This window comes from Paraburkholderia edwinii (assembly GCF_019428685.1).
Taxonomy (GTDB): domain Bacteria; phylum Pseudomonadota; class Gammaproteobacteria; order Burkholderiales; family Burkholderiaceae; genus Paraburkholderia; species Paraburkholderia edwinii.
The window spans coordinates 1,842,454-1,858,840 of sequence record NZ_CP080095.1 but is presented as its reverse complement, the minus strand read 5'-3'; the positions used below and the strand labels follow the sequence as shown (position 1 = coordinate 1,858,840).

General features: G+C 64.1%; 15 protein-coding genes. 10 read left to right on the top strand and 5 right to left on the bottom strand.

The genetic code is table 11. The annotated features are described in order from the left end of the window. Positions 1-19: 19 nt before the first annotated feature. Positions 20-1,783 carry an acetolactate synthase 3 catalytic subunit gene (locus KZJ38_RS08275; protein ID WP_219799598.1) on the bottom strand — a complete coding sequence of 588 codons (1,764 nt, stop codon included), beginning with the start codon at positions 1,781-1,783 and terminating at the stop codon, positions 20-22. A 495-nt stretch (positions 1,784-2,278) separates the two neighbouring features. Between KZJ38_RS08275 and KZJ38_RS08270 the strand changes: the two genes are divergently transcribed. The 4 genes from KZJ38_RS08270 to KZJ38_RS08255 all read left to right on the top strand — a co-directional run bounded on the left by KZJ38_RS08270 (position 2,279) and on the right by KZJ38_RS08255 (position 5,021). Next, complete coding sequence (locus tag KZJ38_RS08270) at positions 2,279-2,842, top strand: RNA polymerase sigma factor (protein WP_219799597.1); 564 nt, start codon at positions 2,279-2,281, stop codon at positions 2,840-2,842. Then, the gene (locus tag KZJ38_RS08265; RefSeq protein ID WP_219799596.1) at positions 2,839-3,264 is read left to right on the top strand and encodes a DUF3619 family protein; all 426 of its coding nucleotides are present in this window, start codon (positions 2,839-2,841) and stop codon (positions 3,262-3,264) included. The genes KZJ38_RS08270 and KZJ38_RS08265 overlap by 4 nt, the downstream gene beginning before the upstream one ends. A gap of 18 nt (positions 3,265-3,282) precedes the next feature. Continuing rightward, complete coding sequence (locus KZJ38_RS08260; RefSeq protein ID WP_219799595.1) at positions 3,283-4,104, top strand: DUF3106 domain-containing protein; 822 nt, start codon at positions 3,283-3,285, stop codon at positions 4,102-4,104. Positions 4,105-4,403: 299 nt separating this feature from the next. Then, positions 4,404-5,021, top strand: a complete 618-nt coding sequence (locus KZJ38_RS08255) for an RDD family protein (protein ID WP_219799594.1) — start codon at positions 4,404-4,406, stop codon at positions 5,019-5,021. Between the two features lie 81 nt (positions 5,022-5,102). On the opposite strand, the gene KZJ38_RS36455 is transcribed toward KZJ38_RS08255, so the two are convergent. The 4 genes from KZJ38_RS36455 to KZJ38_RS08235 all read right to left on the bottom strand — a co-directional run bounded on the left by KZJ38_RS36455 (position 5,103) and on the right by KZJ38_RS08235 (position 10,551). Further along, positions 5,103-6,647 carry an ABC transporter permease gene (locus tag KZJ38_RS36455; protein ID WP_246641688.1) on the bottom strand — a complete coding sequence of 515 codons (1,545 nt, stop codon included), beginning with the start codon at positions 6,645-6,647 and terminating at the stop codon, positions 5,103-5,105. 15 nt (positions 6,648-6,662) lie between these two features. Next, on the bottom strand, positions 6,663-8,267 hold the full coding sequence (locus KZJ38_RS08245; RefSeq protein WP_219799593.1) for a sugar ABC transporter ATP-binding protein: 1,605 nt from the start codon (positions 8,265-8,267) through the stop codon (positions 6,663-6,665). Between the two features lie 135 nt (positions 8,268-8,402). Further along, positions 8,403-9,359: a substrate-binding domain-containing protein gene (locus KZJ38_RS08240; protein WP_219799592.1), complete on the bottom strand. Its 957-nt coding sequence runs from the start codon at positions 9,357-9,359 to the stop codon at positions 8,403-8,405. A gap of 151 nt (positions 9,360-9,510) precedes the next feature. Continuing rightward, positions 9,511-10,551, bottom strand: coding sequence for a LacI family DNA-binding transcriptional regulator (locus KZJ38_RS08235; protein WP_219799591.1), 1,041 nt, complete (start codon positions 10,549-10,551; stop codon positions 9,511-9,513). 340 nt (positions 10,552-10,891) lie between these two features. Between KZJ38_RS08235 and KZJ38_RS08230 the strand changes: the two genes are divergently transcribed. The 6 genes from KZJ38_RS08230 to KZJ38_RS08205 all read left to right on the top strand — a co-directional run bounded on the left by KZJ38_RS08230 (position 10,892) and on the right by KZJ38_RS08205 (position 16,372). Continuing rightward, positions 10,892-11,833, top strand: a complete 942-nt coding sequence (locus KZJ38_RS08230) for a UDP-2,3-diacylglucosamine diphosphatase (RefSeq protein WP_219799590.1) — start codon at positions 10,892-10,894, stop codon at positions 11,831-11,833. Between the two features lie 127 nt (positions 11,834-11,960). Next, positions 11,961-12,995, top strand: a complete 1,035-nt coding sequence (locus tag KZJ38_RS08225) for a glycosyltransferase family 4 protein (protein ID WP_219799589.1) — start codon at positions 11,961-11,963, stop codon at positions 12,993-12,995. Positions 12,996-13,029: 34 nt separating this feature from the next. After that, entirely contained in the window at positions 13,030-13,857 is an 828-nt protein-coding gene (locus tag KZJ38_RS36450) for a diacylglycerol kinase (protein WP_246641687.1), read from the top strand. A gap of 269 nt (positions 13,858-14,126) precedes the next feature. Further along, the gene (locus KZJ38_RS08215; RefSeq protein WP_219799588.1) at positions 14,127-14,912 is read left to right on the top strand and encodes a TetR/AcrR family transcriptional regulator; all 786 of its coding nucleotides are present in this window, start codon (positions 14,127-14,129) and stop codon (positions 14,910-14,912) included. Positions 14,913-14,952: 40 nt separating this feature from the next. Continuing rightward, on the top strand, positions 14,953-15,537 hold the full coding sequence (locus KZJ38_RS08210) for an LOG family protein (RefSeq protein WP_219799587.1): 585 nt from the start codon (positions 14,953-14,955) through the stop codon (positions 15,535-15,537). Between the two features lie 88 nt (positions 15,538-15,625). Then, positions 15,626-16,372: an SDR family oxidoreductase gene (locus tag KZJ38_RS08205; RefSeq protein ID WP_219799586.1), complete on the top strand. Its 747-nt coding sequence runs from the start codon at positions 15,626-15,628 to the stop codon at positions 16,370-16,372. The last annotated feature ends 15 nt before the right edge of the window (positions 16,373-16,387 follow it).

Sequence of the window (16,387 nt, the reverse complement as noted above, 5' to 3'; positions counted from 1 at the left end):
GTGACACAAGCCGGCGCCGTTATAGATCTTCCGCACCAAGCAGCATCTCGGTGATGCCCTTGCCGGCCTGTACCATCGGCCAGACGTTCTCGGTCGGATCGGTCTGGAAGTCGAGAAATACCGTGCGATCCTTCAGACGCAGCGCTTCCTTCAACGCGCCTTCCACGTCCGAGGTTTTCTCGATGCGCATGCCGACATGGCCATACGCTTCGGCAAGCTTCACGAAATCGGGCAGCGCATCCATGTACGAATGCGAATAGCGCTTGCTGTATTCGATCTGCTGCCACTGGCGCACCATGCCCAGATAGCGGTTATTGAGCGAAATGATCTTGACCGGCGTGTCGTACTGCTTGCACGTCGACAGTTCCTGGATACACATCTGGATCGAGCCTTCGCCCGTGATACAGACGACCTCGTCGTCCGGATGCGCGATCTTCACGCCCATCGCGGCCGGCAGGCCGAAGCCCATCGTGCCGAGCCCGCCCGAGTTGATCCAGCGGCGCGGCTTGTTGAAGCGGTAGAACTGCGCGGCCCACATCTGATGCTGGCCGACGTCCGAGCAGACGAACGCGTTGCCGTCGGTCAGCTCCCAGAGCTTCTCGACCACGTATTGCGGCTTGATGATTTCGCTCTTGCGGTCGTACTTGAGGCAGTCTTTCGAGCGCCAGCCTTCGATGTCCTTCCACCACGCGGCAAGCGCTTCGGTATCCGGACCATGATCGGCCGTCTGCAGCTGCTCGATCAGTTCCTTCAGCACTTCCTTCACGTCGCCGACGATCGGGATGTCGACCTTCACGCGCTTGCTGATGGACGACGGATCGATATCGATATGGATGATCTTGCGCGGCCGCGACGCGAAATGCGCCGGATCGCCGATCACGCGGTCGTCGAAGCGCGCGCCGATCGCGATCAGCACGTCGCAGTGCTGCATCGCCATGTTGGCTTCGTAAGTGCCGTGCATGCCGAGCATGCCGAGGAACTTCTTGTCGCTCGCACGGTAGCCGCCGAGACCCATCAGCGTATTCGTAACCGGATAACCGAGCAGATCGACGAACTGGTTCAGCTCGCGCGCCGCGTCGGCGAGGATAATGCCGCCGCCGGTATAGATATACGGGCGCTTCGCCGTCAGCAGCAGCGACACTGCCTTGCGGATCTGGCCAGAGTGGCCTTTCGTGACCGGGTTATACGAGCGCAACGCGACGGTTTTGATCGGCTCGTAATGGCACGGCGCTTTCGACACGTCTTTGGGAATGTCGATCAGCACCGGACCGGGCCGGCCGGTTCGCGCGATATAGAACGCTTTCTTGACGGTGGCGGCCAGTTCGCGCACATCCTTCACGAGGAAGTTGTGCTTCACGCAAGGCCGCGTGATGCCGACCGTATCGCACTCCTGGAACGCATCCTGGCCGATTGCCGCGGTGGGCACCTGGCCGGTGATGATCACCATCGGGATCGAATCCATGTACGCGGTGGCGATGCCGGTCACCGCGTTGGTGACGCCGGGGCCTGACGTGACGAGGCAGACGCCGACTTTGCCCGTGGAGCGGGAATACGCGTCGGCCGCGTGGACCGCGGCCTGCTCGTGACGCACGAGCACGTGCTGAAATTTGTCCTGCTTGTAAAGCTCGTCGTAGATGTAGAGTACCGAGCCGCCGGGATAGCCCCAGACAAACTCGACGTCTTCGTCCGCCAGCGCGCGCATGAGCACGGTGGCGCCGATCGAGTCAGCTTCGGGATGGGGAGTCGTATCCGACGTGGAGAATTCCGCGCTGGGCATATTCATCGTTCACCTTTCGAATTTTCGGCAAAAAATTGATCGGGTGCTCTCTGCCGGGCTTGTGGCTCGGGTTCAAGCGGCGCGTCCAGTTTGACCGGCAGACTTCTTGGGCCTGCCTCAAATGAGACTAAGTCACTTTATATTGCGAACCAGCGACAATATCGTTAAGCGGCGTTTCGGTCAAGAAAATATTTCCGCAGTAGGGATGCATCAGGCATTACATGCAGGCCTGCACTTTTATCCCTTGTTTGCCTGCGCTTCACCCGCGTTTCGCTTGCGTTTTACCGACTGTTTTTACCCACCGTCTTCCGCGCGTTTTCCCAAACGTTTGCCACAAGCTTTCACCCGGTTTGCCCGAATTCTCGCGGCCGCCGCCGATTTTTGTTAGCATCCGCGAGTTTTACGACATTTTTCGGCCGCCGCCCGATCGCATTTTCGGGGCCCTCCGGCCGGTTTTTCTCACCGTTTCCAGCGCACGCCCGCAACGCCCACTCAGCACGGATGGCATCAGACAAAGAACTCGCCGATTTTCTGGCGGGCGTCGAAAGGCGCGCGTTCAAGCAGACGGTTTACGCCGTGCGGGACGACGACGCTGCACTCGACATCGTGCAGGACGCCATGATCAAGCTCGCCGAAAAGTACGGCGACCGTCCCCCGGCTGAGCTTCCGCTTTTGTTTCAGCGTATTCTGCAGAATGCGACGCACGATTACTTCCGTCGCCAGAAGGTGCGCAATACGTGGGTCAGCCTGTTCTCGTCGCTCGCGAATTCCGACGACGACGAATTCGACCCGCTCGAAACCATCGATGCGCAGGAAGGCGTCGGCGGCGCGGAAAGCGGCGAAGAGCGCCTCGCGCGCGAGCAGATCCTGCAGTTGATCGACGACGAAATCCAACGGTTACCGGCACGTCAACGGGAGGCGTTTCTGATGCGTTACTGGGAAGATATGGATGTCGCCGAGACTGCCGCCGCGATGGGCTGCTCCGAAGGCAGTGTGAAGACCCACTGTTCGCGAGCCACCCACACGCTGGCCCAGGCGCTCAAGGCCAAAGGAATCACGCTATGAGCCCCGCTCACGATAAGGAAATCGAGTTCGCGTGGCAGGTGCGTCGCGCGCTCGACGAAAGCGCCGCCCGCATCCCGCCCGCCACGGTAGACCGGCTCGCCGCCGCGCGCCGCACCGCGCTCGCCCGCAAGAAGCCGGAAGCCGTGCGCGCGCCGGCGTTCGTGCCGGTGCTCGTGCCGGGTCCGGCGGGCGTGACGCTCGCCACCGGCCCGGCGCCGCGTCGCGGCTCGAAATTGCGCCGCTTCGCGCTCGCCTGGCCGATCGCCGCGCTCGTCGTGAGCCTCGTGGCGATCGCGTACTGGGAAGATCAGCAACGCACCGCGGAGCTCGCCGATATCGACGCCGCGATGCTGAGCGACGACCTTCCGCTTTCCGCCTACCTCGATCACGGTTTCAACGCGTATCTGTCGCATGCGCGGTAGGCCGGGGAGAGTCGACGGGTGAATTACAAGCGCGGCCTAGCCGTTGTCTCCGCATGTGTGATCGCCGCGGTGGTTGCGTTCGCCGCCACCTATCCGCGCTTTCATCCGCCGGCGCCCGCGCACGCCGCGGCCAGTACGCCTGCCAGCGCGCCATCGGCCGCGTCGAAGCCGGCCGCGCCGGCGCTTGCGGTCGAGATTCCCGGCTTGCAGAAGAACAGTCCGCTTGCATGGGCGCGGCTGACGAACGCCGAGCACGTCGCGCTCGCGCCCTTCGCCGGGCAGTGGGATTCGTTTAGCGACGAGCGCAAGCGCAAATGGCTGAAGATTGCCGCGCGCTATCCGAAGATGTCGGCCGAGGCGCAAAAGCGCCTGCACGAACAGATGGCCGAATGGGTCAGGATGACGCCCGAGCAGCGCCGCATCGCGCGCGAAAACTATCAGATCTCGAAGGGGCTCTCGCGCGAGACGCGCCAGAACGCGTGGAAGGCGTATCAGCTGTTGCCGGAAGAGCAGAAGGAACGGCTCGCGGCGAGCGAGCACAAGCGGCGGCCGACTGTCGTCAGCGCGCCGCCTTCGGGCAAGAGCGAACTCAAGGACATCGGCCGGCTCGTCAACGGCAAGGAACGTCCGGCAAGCGGCGCAGCCGGGAAGCCGGCGCCCGGTGCTTCGGGTGTGTCGGGCGGGACAGGTGCGGGTGGCGCGCCGGCGGCGCTGGCATCGGCGGCCGTCGCCGCGTCGCAGCCGGTCATGCCGGGCATTCCGTCCGCCGCAAGCTTCGTGCCGGCCACGCCCACGCCCGTTTCGCCGGCCGATGCGCCGGCCGCGTTCCACGGCTCGTAATCCCGGACCTTGAGCCGGGATCCTGGGCTTGATCCCGAGCCTGGATCCCGAGCGTGGATCTTCGGCCGGAATCCTGAGCAGCCGACCGTACGCACACCGGTGCGTGCGAACGTGTTCCGGTATCGTCGTTCTCTGAGTCTTTTCCCTGATTCACGCTGCCGGGCTTTTCCGTGATGCTCGCGGCTGGTGCTGGCCGGCGGCCCTGACCGTCGCATTCAACCGCCGATGCCGGCCGCTTACGCGGCCTCGGCCGCCGGCTTCGATCCCTGCTTTGGTGCGCGACGACTCGACCCGATTCGATGAAACAATCCGCTTCCGCTCCGAACCCCGCTCTCGCCTCGGCCGACTTGCCGCCGGGGCCGCCGGTCAATGCGCAGACGCCGAAGCAAGCGGCGTCGCCACGAAAAGCGGACGGTGAGGCGCCGCCGCCATCGGCCGCACCGGCGCCCACGATTCGCCGCCGCCTCGCGACGCTCGTCTACGAGGGCGTGATCCTGTTCGGCATCGTGTTTATGGCCGGCTACCTGTTCAGCACGCTGACGCAGCAACGCAACGGGCTCGTGCATCGCGAGTGGCTGGCGGCGTGGATCGGTATCGTGGTCGGCGTGTATTTCGCCTGGTGCTGGACGCACGGCGGGCAGACGCTGCCGATGAAGACGTGGCGGCTGCGCGTCGTACGCGCGCAAGACGGCGCGCCGCTGTCGTGGCCGCGCGCGATTGCGCGCTATGTGCTCGCGTGGCTCTGGTTCCTGCCGCCGCTCGCGCTGCATCCGCTCTTCAAGCTCACGGTGCCGCAGACGCTTGCCGTCGCGGGCCTCTGGTTTATCGCGTGGGCGGCGCTCGCGCGTCTTCTTGCCGATCGTCAGTTCCTGCACGACCGGCTTGCGGGCACGCGCATCGTTTCGGTCACACGCTGAGTCGCTGACGACGGCGGCTCACGCTCACTGCGTTCCGTTTCGGTCACGCACTGAGTCGCAGCCGACGACGACGCCTCACGCTCACTGCGTTCCGCCCGGCGGCGGCGTGCGCGGCACATCGAGCACCACACGACGCCCACGCACGCGCGCCAGCATCGTCTGCGGGTTCATGCGCGTCTGCTGCAAGAACACCGCGATCACGATAATCAGCCCCTTCATCACGAGCTGCGTGTTGCTGTCGATATTGTTGAGCAGCAGGATGTTGCCGAGAAAGCCGAAGATCAGCACGCCCGCGACCGTGCCCGCCATGCGCCCGACGCCACCCATCAGGCTCGTGCCGCCGATCACGACCGCGGCGATCGCATCGAGCTCCCAGCCGACGCCCGCATCGGCCTTGCCCTGCCGGTACTGCGCCGCGTAAAGCACGCCGACCAGCGCCGCCAGCATCCCCGAAATCGCATACGCGGCGACCTTGTGGCGATCCACTTTCAGGCCCGAGATGCGCGCACATTTCTCGTTGCCGCCGATCGCGTACAGGTACTTGCCGAACACGGTGCGGTTCAACACGAAATCGGCGATCACCGCGATCACGATGAAAAAGAGCGCGGGCACCGGCACGACGCCGAACAGCAGCGCGCGCAGGTATTCGATATCGGTGGTCGCATTGCTGCCGCTGTAGATCGAATAGACGGCCGTGTCCTGCCCCGCGACGAGACGCGCGACGCCCATCACGCCGACCATCGCCGCGAGCGTCACGATAAACGGCTGCATGCGGCCGCGCGTGATGATCCAGCCGTTCAGCGCACCGATGGTCAGGCCAGCGAGCGGCACCATCCACAGCACATGCAGGAGCGAGACTTTCGACGGCAGTTGATGCCACGCCGATGCGCACAGCGCCAACGCAAAGACAAGCGCAACAGCCGCGCGCACGCCGGCGCGGCCGGGCTCGCGCGCACGAACGGTGCGGTACGTGGCGGCCGTATTGCCCGAAGCGTGTGCATTACCGCTACCCAACGCTTCGCCGACGTCAGCGGCCGAACCGATGCCGCCGGTGCCGTCACTGGCGTTGCCCGCGCCATCACGCCGCCCACCCGCGCGGCCGCCCGTGTGCCCACCCCCATGCCCCATCCGCCGCGCCACCACCGCCCCCGCCGCGAACACGATCATGAAAATGCTGACCGCATCGAGTGCCAGCGCGGTCCACGACGCCGCGTTGCTGCCCGGCGTCGTCAGCAGAATCGCGGTCAGCACGCTGCCGAAGCCCATCACCGAGCCGACCGACAGATCGATGCCCGCGGTAATGATGACGAGCGTCATTCCCACCGACATCACGCCGACGTTCGCCACCTGCCGGAACACATCGGAGAAATTCGCCGCCGACAAAAAGATATTGCTGCCATCGGACGCGTGCGGCGAGGTCAGCGCGCCGATCGCGAGCAGCACGATCAGCCCCAGGTAGTACTTCGCATTCGTGAGCCATGCGCGCAGGCGCTGCTGGCGCCTGTCGAGCGCGGCATCGGCTACCGGCGCGCTGGCTTGTCCCGCATTGCCCTGCCCTGCGTTTGCGTGCCCCGCATTTGGATGCCCATCCGCCCGCTCACTGGCGTGCTCGTTCGTCTTCAACATTCGTTCTCTCCGCAATCAGGGCGACGCGCGCTTCACGAGTTCATCGGCGGAAAACGCGGCGCGCTCGAGCACACCGCGGGATCGTCCTTCGCACAACACGAGAATGCGGTCGCACATCAGCATCAGTTCGTCGATCTCCGAGCTCGCGACCACCACAGTCAATCCCGCGCGCGCCGCCTGCAGGATCTGCTGATAGATCTCGGACTTCGCGGCGACGTCGACGCCGCGCGTCGGTTCGTCGAGCAGCAGCAGCACAGGATCGGTCATCAGCCACTTGCCGATGATGAGCTTCTGCTGGTTGCCGCCCGACAAGGTCGCAACCAGCTCGTTCGCCCCTCCGTGCTTCACGTTCGACGCCTTCGTCTGCGCGGCGACGCGTCGCGCCGCGGCACGGCGCCGGTAAAACGGAAAGCCTTCGATATGCGCAAGACTTGGCAGCAGAAAATTCGCTTCGACCGATTGATCGACGAGCAGGCCGTCTTTCTTGCGATCTTCGGTGACGAACGCGACGCCCGCCTCGACCGCTTCGGCCGGCGTGCGAAACGCGCGCCGCGCGGCGCCGATCGCGACCGTCCCGGCCACACGGTATGGCGACACGCCGAACAGCGTCTCGAGAATTTCGGTCTTGCCCGCGCCGAGCAGCCCGGAGAGGCCGAACACCTCGCCGCGCCGCACGTCGAACGACACGCGGTCCACAACCGGCCGGTGCTCGCCGGACAACGTGAGCTCACGCACGTCGATCATCGCGTCGCTTGCCGCGCGCACCGCGCCGGCATCGCGCCGCGGCGCGACGAACTGCTTGCCGATCATCATCGAGACGAGCTGCTCGGCCGACTCGACGCGCCCGATCGGCAGCGTGGCGATATGCCGGCCGTCGCGCAGCACGGTGACGCGATCGGCAAGATCGAATACTTCCTGCAGCCGATGGCTGATCAGCACGATGCCCATGCCGCGCTCGCGCAGCGTGCGCACCAGCGCTTCCAGCGCGTGCGTTTCGGCATCCGAAAGAGCCGATGTCGGCTCGTCCATGATCAGCACGCGCGCGTCGGCGAGCAGCGCCTTCGCGATTTCGATGAGCTGCTTCTCGCCGATCCGCAATGCGCCGACCAGCGCATCGGGCGACGGCTTGAAGCCGAGCTGCGCGAGCACCGCGCGTGCTTTCGCGCGCATCGCCGTGTGATCGGGAAAACCGAAGCGCGTCGTGATTTCCTTGCCGAGAAACAGGTTATCGACGACCGGCAAACTATCGACGAGGTTCAGCTCCTGGTGAATGATCGCGATGCCCGCATCGATCGCATCGGCGCTCGTTCTGAATGCGACCGGCGCGCCGCCGACGCTAAGCGCGCCCGCATCGGGCAGATAGATGCCGCCGAGAATCTTCATCAGACTCGACTTGCCCGCGCCGTTTTCGCCGACGAGCGCGTGCACTTCGCCGGGCAGAATATCGAAGTCGACATCGGATAGCGCCGGGCTGCCGTTGAATGCAATCGAAATACGCGTAGCGGCCACGAGCGGCAACGGCGGCGTCGAACCCGGCCGCAGTGGTGCAATGTCTTGCGCCGGTTGTGGCGCGCCGTCACGCGGCGCGGCCGCAGGGCCGGTTGATGCGGATGGCGTCATGAACAGGTTCCGTATTCCGAAGCGCGCCCGCGGTTGTGATCTGATCACTCATGAATCGCAACAGCGATCACAACCCGCAACTCAACTAGCAACCACAGCCGCGAGCGCACATGCCGCATTTCCACCGAATTGAAATCAGCCGACAAACTGCTTCGCGTTGTCAGCGAAGATCCCTTGCGTCGGCAGAATGACCTTCTTCTGGATCTTCTCGCCGGCGAGCAGCTTCATCGACTGACGAAGCGCCTCGGCGCCCGGCGTCGGATACACGAAGGTTGCTGTGAGGATGCCCTTCTCGACCCACACCGCGCCTTCGTTCGGCAGTCCGTCGGCGCCGACAAACTTGATTTTCTTTTCGACGCCCGCGTCTTTCGCGGCGAGATAGGCGCCGTACGCCATCGGGTCGTTGTGCGCGAACACGAGATCGACCTGCGGATTCACGCGCAGCACAGTCTTCATGTAGTCGTACGCCTTGTCCTGCTTCCAGTCGCAATCGACGCGCTGCCCGACGATCTTCAGGCCCGGTTGCTTGCCGACCGATTGCATCATGCCGTCATGCCGGTCATGCGACGCCTGCGTGCCGAAGCCGCCCCACACTTCGACGATATTGCCCTTCGCCGCGCCCGGGCCGCCCAGCGTCTTCACGATGAATTCGCCGGCGCCCTTGCCGATCAGCGTGTTGTCGCCGCCGACGAATTGCGTGTACGCATCGCCATTCACTTCGCGATCGAGCACGAACACCGGAATGCCCGCCTTGTACGCTTTCTCGACTACGCCGGTCAACCCCGCCGACTCCTTCGGCGAGATGAAGATCACGTCCATCTTCTGCGCGATGAAATTCTCCATATCGGCATTCTGCTTGTCGGTACGGTCGTTCGCGTCGGCAATCACGAGCTCGATGTTCGGATGCTTGGCGGCCTCGGCCTTCATGTCCTTGTTGAACTGGACGCGCCACGGCTCGACCGTGGTCACCTGCGAAAAGCCGAACCGGTATTTCTTGTCCTGTTGCGCATGCACGTAACCGGCCTTCACCATCATCCCGGCGAACGGCGCCGTGAGCAGTGCGCCGGTAATCAAGCGGCGATTGCGGTTCATCTTTGTCTCCTGTCTGTGCGCATTTCTCGATGCGCCGTTTTGTACTGCTGCGTATTACTGCTCCCTCCTGCTGCATCTACTGCTGCATCTGCTGAAACTCGCCCATTGCTCCCACAATGAAACGTTCCAGTTCAACCGCGCCCTGCAACGGCTAGGCACGCTGCAGCGCCACAACCGGCACCGGCGCCGTACTCTCGCGCACCAGCAATTCCGCCTTGAAACTCAGATGCACGGGCTCGCCACGCTCGCCGTTCAACAGCTTCAGCATCAACTGCCAGATCGCATGCCCGATCGTTTCGACCGGCTGCCGGATCGAACTCAGATACGGACGCAGCACCGACATCCACGGCGCGTCGTCAAACGACAGCAGCGAAATATCGTCGGGCAGATGCAGGTTCGCATCGCGGATCGCGCGCAACGCGCCGAGCGTCGTCACGTTGCCGCCCGCGAAGAGCGCGGTCGGCCGCACACCGCTCTTCAGCACATCGAGTGTCGACGCGTGAATTTCTGCCGCGGTCATGCCGCATTCGACTACCTGAATGAAGGCATCGAGCCCCGCACGGCGCATCGCGGCGATATAGCCATCGGCGCGTTCGCGCGAATTGACGAGATCGAGCGTATTGACGAGAAAGGCGATGCGCTCGTGGCCGAGCGCGATCAGATGATCGGTGCCGTCCGACGATGCGCCGTGGCTGTCGGTCGTGACCGTATGCGCGGGAAAGGTTTCGTCGACGCGGTCGGCCATCACGAGCGGCACATGGCACTCGCGCACCTCGTCGATCGCATGCTCGTAGCCGCGGCACGGGATGATGATCATGCCCGCCACCTGGCGCGACAGGACGAAGCGGATACGCTCGAGTTCGCGCGCCGGGTCTTCGTCGGCGTGCGCCATGATGAGCTGGTAGCCGTGCTCGAGCGCGTGGTTTTCGAGCGCGCGCGCGATATCGACGAAGAACTGGTTGGTCAGATCGGGCAGCACGAAGCCGATCGAACTGGGCCTGCCGCGCCGCAAGTCGGCGGCAATGCCGTTGCGCCGGTAACCGAGCCGGCGCGCCGCGTCCCAGACGCGCTGCGCACGCAACGCGCTCACGCCGCCGCCGCCCGACAGCACCTTCGATGCAGTGCCGACCGACACGCCCGCGGCCGTCGCCACGTCGCGCAACGTCGGTAACAGCCTGTCTGTGTGGGCCATTCGTGCACTCCATCGTCGGCTGCCCCGCGAAGCGGGCGCGAGCATGATGAAAGCGGGACTCAAACAGCGGAACAGCGAAAAACCGCAAAAAACAGCGATGCAACCGGTATCGTTTGAAACGTTTCAGAGCATATGCAATCGATTACAGCGCGGCAAGATGCACTCACCTGGGGCTTTCCCCACGCCAGATACATTGCAAGGGTGTGACCGCAAACGGTGAGCACCGCACCTGTCTCGCGCGCACCACACCCCGCTTGCGCAAGAAGAAATTCCCGTGAATGTCACGGCTCCGTCATCCGGTAAATGTGCAATGCGGGTACTGCAACTCGACGCGCGAGCCATGGACCCCAAAACGTCCGCGACTTCCCTGTTCCGCCAGACTGGCCCGAGCGTCGACCCCGTCGGCTTCGGGCCCAACGCCCCCTCCGCCGCCTCGATTCCCCTGTCTCCGCTCCCCGCCATACCCTCCAGCAGCGATTCTCCGCACGACGACAATCCCGACGAAGTGCATCGCTACCGGACGATCTGGCTCTCGGATATTCACCTTGGATCGAACGGTTGTCAGGCATCCTACCTACTCGATTTCCTCCGGCATAACGAATCGGAGTATCTGTACCTCGTCGGCGACATCATCGACGGGTGGCAGCTGAAAAAGGGCTGGTACTGGCCGCAGGCGCACAACGACGTCGTGCAGAAAATCCTGCGCAAAGCGCGTAAGGGCACGCAGGTTGTCTATGTGCCCGGCAATCACGACGAAGCGGCGCGCCAGTTCTGCGATCTCGCGTTCGGCGACATCCATGTGCGCGGCGAAGCGTTCCACACGACGCTTGCGGGCCAGCGGCTGTGGATCGTGCACGGCGATCTGTTCGACGGCGTGATCCAGCATGCGAAGTGGCTCGCCTATCTCGGCGACACGCTCTACACGCTGATTCTCGTGCTGAACCGCTGGTTCAACCGGATCCGCAGCCGGTTCGGCTTCCAGTACTGGTCGCTGTCGCAGTACCTGAAGCATCAGGTGAAAAACGCCGTGAACTTTATCTCGTCGTTCGAGCGCGTGATGACCGACGAAGCGCGCCGCCGCGGCTGCGACGGCGTCGTATGCGGCCATATTCACAAGGCGGAGATTCGCGATATCGACGGCGTGCTGTATTGCAACGACGGCGACTGGGTCGAGAGTCTCTCCGCGCTCGTCGAGACCTATGAAGGTGAACTGAAGGTGGTCTACTGGACCGTGATGCGCGCACCGCCGGTGACCGCGCAGAAGGCCCGCGCGACCGCGTAGTGCGCGGAAGCACGGCTCTCGCGCCGTTTGGCCGCAGTTTGCCCCTCCGCATGACGGGCAGACAGCGCGAGAGCCATGCTCCCTCGTTTACCCGTCTGTCCCACTTCTTTCGACAAGGGCCACACCGATGAAGATCATGATCGTCACCGATGCATGGGAGCCGCAGGTCAATGGCGTCGTCCGCACGCTGAAGAACACGACGCGCGAGCTGACCGCACTCGGCCATCGCATTGAAATGCTGACGCCGCTCGAGTTCAAGACGATTCCGTGCCCGACGTACCCCGAGATTCGCCTGTCGCTGTTTCCGAAGCGCCATCTGCACCGGCGCATCAACGAATTCGCGCCCGACGCGTTGCATATCGCGACCGAAGGCCCGCTCGGCCTCGCCGCGCGCGCCTATGCAATCAGGCACAAGCTGCCGTTTACCACCGCGTACCACACGCGCTTTCCCGAGTACGTGCAGGCACGCTTCGGCATTCCGCTCGCATGGACGTATCGCTTCCTGCACTGGTTCCACAAGGCATCGCTCGCCGTGATGGCGCCGACGCCGGTCGTGAAGACGGACCTCGAGAAATTCGGCTTCACGAACGTCGTGCTGTGGACGCGCGGCGTCGATCTCGACATCTTCCATCAGATGGACTCGAAGGTGCTCAATACCGCACGGCCGATCTTTCTGTACGTGGGGCGCGTCGCCGTCGAGAAGAACGTCGAGGCCTTTCTGAAGATCGATCTGCCGGGCTCGAAGTGGGTCGCCGGTGAAGGCCCGGCGCTCGCCGAACTGAAGTCGCGCTATCCGGAAGTGAATTATCTCGGCGTGCTGTCGCAGCCCGAACTCGCGAAGGTCTACGCGGCCGCCGACGTATTCGTGTTCCCGAGCCGCACCGACACGTTCGGCCTCGTGCTGCTCGAAGCGCTCGCCTGCGGCACACCGGTCGCCGCTTACCCCGTGACGGGCCCGATCGACGTGCTCGGCGACGGCGGCGCGGGCGCGATGAACGAAGACCTGCGCGAAGCGTGCCTCGATGCGCTGAAGATCGACCGCAACCACGCGCGCGCATGGGCCGAGCGTTTCTCGTGGACGGCGGCATCCGAGCAATTCGCGGCCCATCTGAAGCCGCTGCCGCGCAACGCGTATCCGCGCGAAGAAAGCGCCGCCGCGTAACGCGTGGCTCACGCGAGCCCACGGGTTACCTTCCATGCGAGCCAGACACTCGGAGATGCTGCGCGCGTCGCAACGCGCGCAGCACGATGACGAAGCGCATAGCGCCGGCGACGATCCGTTCGCCGACATCCATGAACACGGCCGCGATGAACGCGATGAACGCGGCAAGCGCAATCAGCGCGACGATTCCGGCAATCACGACGACGATCATCGCGAGGTTGACGACATGGGCAACGGCAGCGCCGCGCAGCGCGAACCGTCGCTGAACGGAACCGCCGCACACACCTTCGACGATACCGCGAGCCTCGGGCCCGCCCCCGCGGCCGACCCGGCGAGCATGCGCTATGCTGGGCACCCGACCACGCCGAGGAGGCCTGCGATGCATTCCGAGTCGTCCACGCGCCGCGATGCCGCCGATGCACACGAACCGCTCGGTCCGGACGATCCGCTCGCGCCCTTGCCTTTCAATCCGTATAAGGGCAATCGGGGCGTGACGCGTGCATGGCACGCGATGAAAAATTCGCTCGCCGGCTTTCGTGTCGCGATTCGGGAAGAAAGCGCGTTCCGTCAGGAATTGACGCTTGCCGCGATTCTCGTGCCGTGCGGACTCGTCGTGCCGGTCGATCCGGTGTCGCGCGTGCTGCTGCTCGGCTCGGTGCTGCTCGTGCTGATCGTCGAATTGCTCAATTCGAGCGTCGAGGCCGCGATCGATCGCATCTCGCTCGAGCGTCACGAGCTGTCGCGGCGTGCGAAGGATCTCGGCAGCGCGGCCGTGATGGTCGCGCTCTTCATGTGCGTGATGACGTGGGCGGTGATCGTCGGCCCGCTTGTCGTGCGTTGGATCGGCATGCTGTTTCACTGAAAACCGTCAGCGCGCGCCGGAACCCGCGCGCGCTTACCGGCCTTCATTCACGTCAGGCGCGCCGCCATGCAGAAACGCGTCGCATCGCCACCACGTTTGTCTCGGGTAAAACCCTGACCGCCCGGTCGGGGATTCGAACGGTCGGTTTATAATCCTCAAATAATCTCAGCAAACGCTGATCAATACGATTACACCTACACCGGGCGGACGCGCCGCAGTCGCATGCGGCTTTTCGTGTCGGCCCGGCCATTATCTGAGGGCAGGACGACATGGACGCCAAACCACCCCGCCGCACGCGCGAGCGGATCCTCGAACTGTCGTTGAAGCTCTTCAACGAGATCGGCGAGCCGAACGTCACGACCACGACGATCGCCGAAGAGATGGAAATCAGCCCCGGCAATCTGTACTACCACTTCCGCAACAAAGACGACATCATCAACAGCATCTTCGGTCAGTTCGAGCAGGAGATCGAAAAGCGTTTGCGTCTGCCCGACGACCATCGCGTGACGATCGACGAGATGTGGTCGTATCTGCAGTACATGGTCGAATTTACCTGGCGCTACCGCTTTCTCTATCGCGACCTCAACGACCTGCTCGCGCGCAACCGCATGCTCGAGATGCACTTCAAGCAGATCATCAGCCACAAGGTGCGTTTTGCAAGCCAGTTCTGCGAGCAGCTCGTCGAGGACGGCGAGATGGTCGCAACGCCCGACGAACTGCGCGTGATCGCGACGAACATCGGCGTGATCGGCACCTACTGGCTGTCGTATCAGTTCGTGATGAACCCGCGCAAGTACAATGACCCGGACTCGATTCGCGCGGATCTGCATCAGGTCAGTGTGCAGATCGTGTCGGTGATGGCGCCGTATCTGCGCGGCCGCTCGCGGCAGCTGTTCGACGATCTCGTGTCGGGCAAACTGCCGAAGCGCGAGTTCTACGACTATCTGCCGCCACGCGACGCGGCGCCGGCGGCCGCTCCCGTCACCGCATCCGCCGCCCCATCTGCCATGTCGGGCACAGAACTCGCACGGGAACGCAGCACCGTCAAACCTTAAGTGCACATCGCACGCATCACCACGCAGGAAGTCCAGCTCAATGAAAGCAGTCTGTGTCTATTGCGGCTCCGCGAATGGAGCCAACCCCGTTTATGCAGAAGCGGCGCGTGCGTTCGGCCGCGCCCTCGTCGATGCAAATCTCGCGCTCGTCTATGGCGGCGGCAAGGTCGGCCTGATGGGCATGATCGCCGACTCGGTCATGGCGGCTGGCGGCCGCGCGATCGGCGTGATTCCGGAACTGCTCGTCGACAAGGAAATCGGCCACCACGGCCTGACTGAACTGCATGTCGTGTCCGATATGCACGAGCGCAAGAAGATGATGGCGGACCTGTCCGATGCGTTCGTCGCCTTGCCGGGCGGCGCCGGCACGCTCGAAGAACTGTTCGAGGTCTATACGTGGGCGCAGCTCGGTTACCACCGCAAGCCCGTCGGCGTGTTCAATATCGCCCGCTTCTACGACCCGCTGATCGCGATGCTCGAACACACGGTGCGTGAAGGTTTCATGCAGCGGGCCTACTTCGAGACGCTGCAGATCGATAGCGACCCGGCCGGGTTGATCGGCAAGCTGCAGCGCTACCGGCCGCTCGTGCAGGACAAGTGGTCGCAGCACCGCGACAAGGTTTAACGCCCGCGTCGCGCGCATGCGCCGCGAGCGTTGCCCTACTTCTTTAAACCGCTGCTTTGAACCGCTGCTTTAAACCATTGAGGCAATCATGACGAAAGTCGTTCTGATCACAGGCGCGAGCCGCGGCATCGGCCGCGCGACCGCGCGGCTCGCCGCCGCGCTCGGCTGGTCTGTCGGCATCAACTATTCGAACAACGAAGCGGCTGCGCGCGAAACCGCGGCACTCGTCGAAAGCGCCGGTGGACGCGCGCATCTGCTGCCCGGCAACGTCGCCGAAGAAGCCGCCGTGATCGCGATGTTCGACGAATGCCTGCGCGTGTTCGGGCGGCTCGACGGCTTCGTCAATAACGCGGGCATCGTCGCGCCCGGCATGCCGCTCGCCGATATGGACGCCGCCCGCATGAAGCGCATCTTCGACACCAATGTCTACGGCGCGTATCTGTGCGCGCGCGAGGCGATACGGCGCATGGCGAAGGATCGCGGCGGCCAGGGCGGCGCGATCGTCAATCTGTCGTCCGCCGCGGCGCGGCTCGGTGCGCCGAACGAGTATGTCGACTATGCGGGCTCGAAGGCCGCGATCGATACGATGACCATCGGCCTGTCCAAGGAAGTCGGCCCGCATGGCGTGCGCGTGAACGCGGTGCGCCCGGGCCTGATCGACACCGAGATTCACGCAAGCGGCGGCCGTCCCGATCGCGCTGCGGTGCTCGGCGCGCAAACGCCGCTCGGTCGTGCGGGCAGCGCGGAAGAAGTGGCGGAAACGATCGTGTGGCTGTTGAGCGATGCGTCGTCGTATGTGACGGGCGCGGTGATCGATGTGACGGGTGGGCGGTGATTGTCGTGGGGTGAG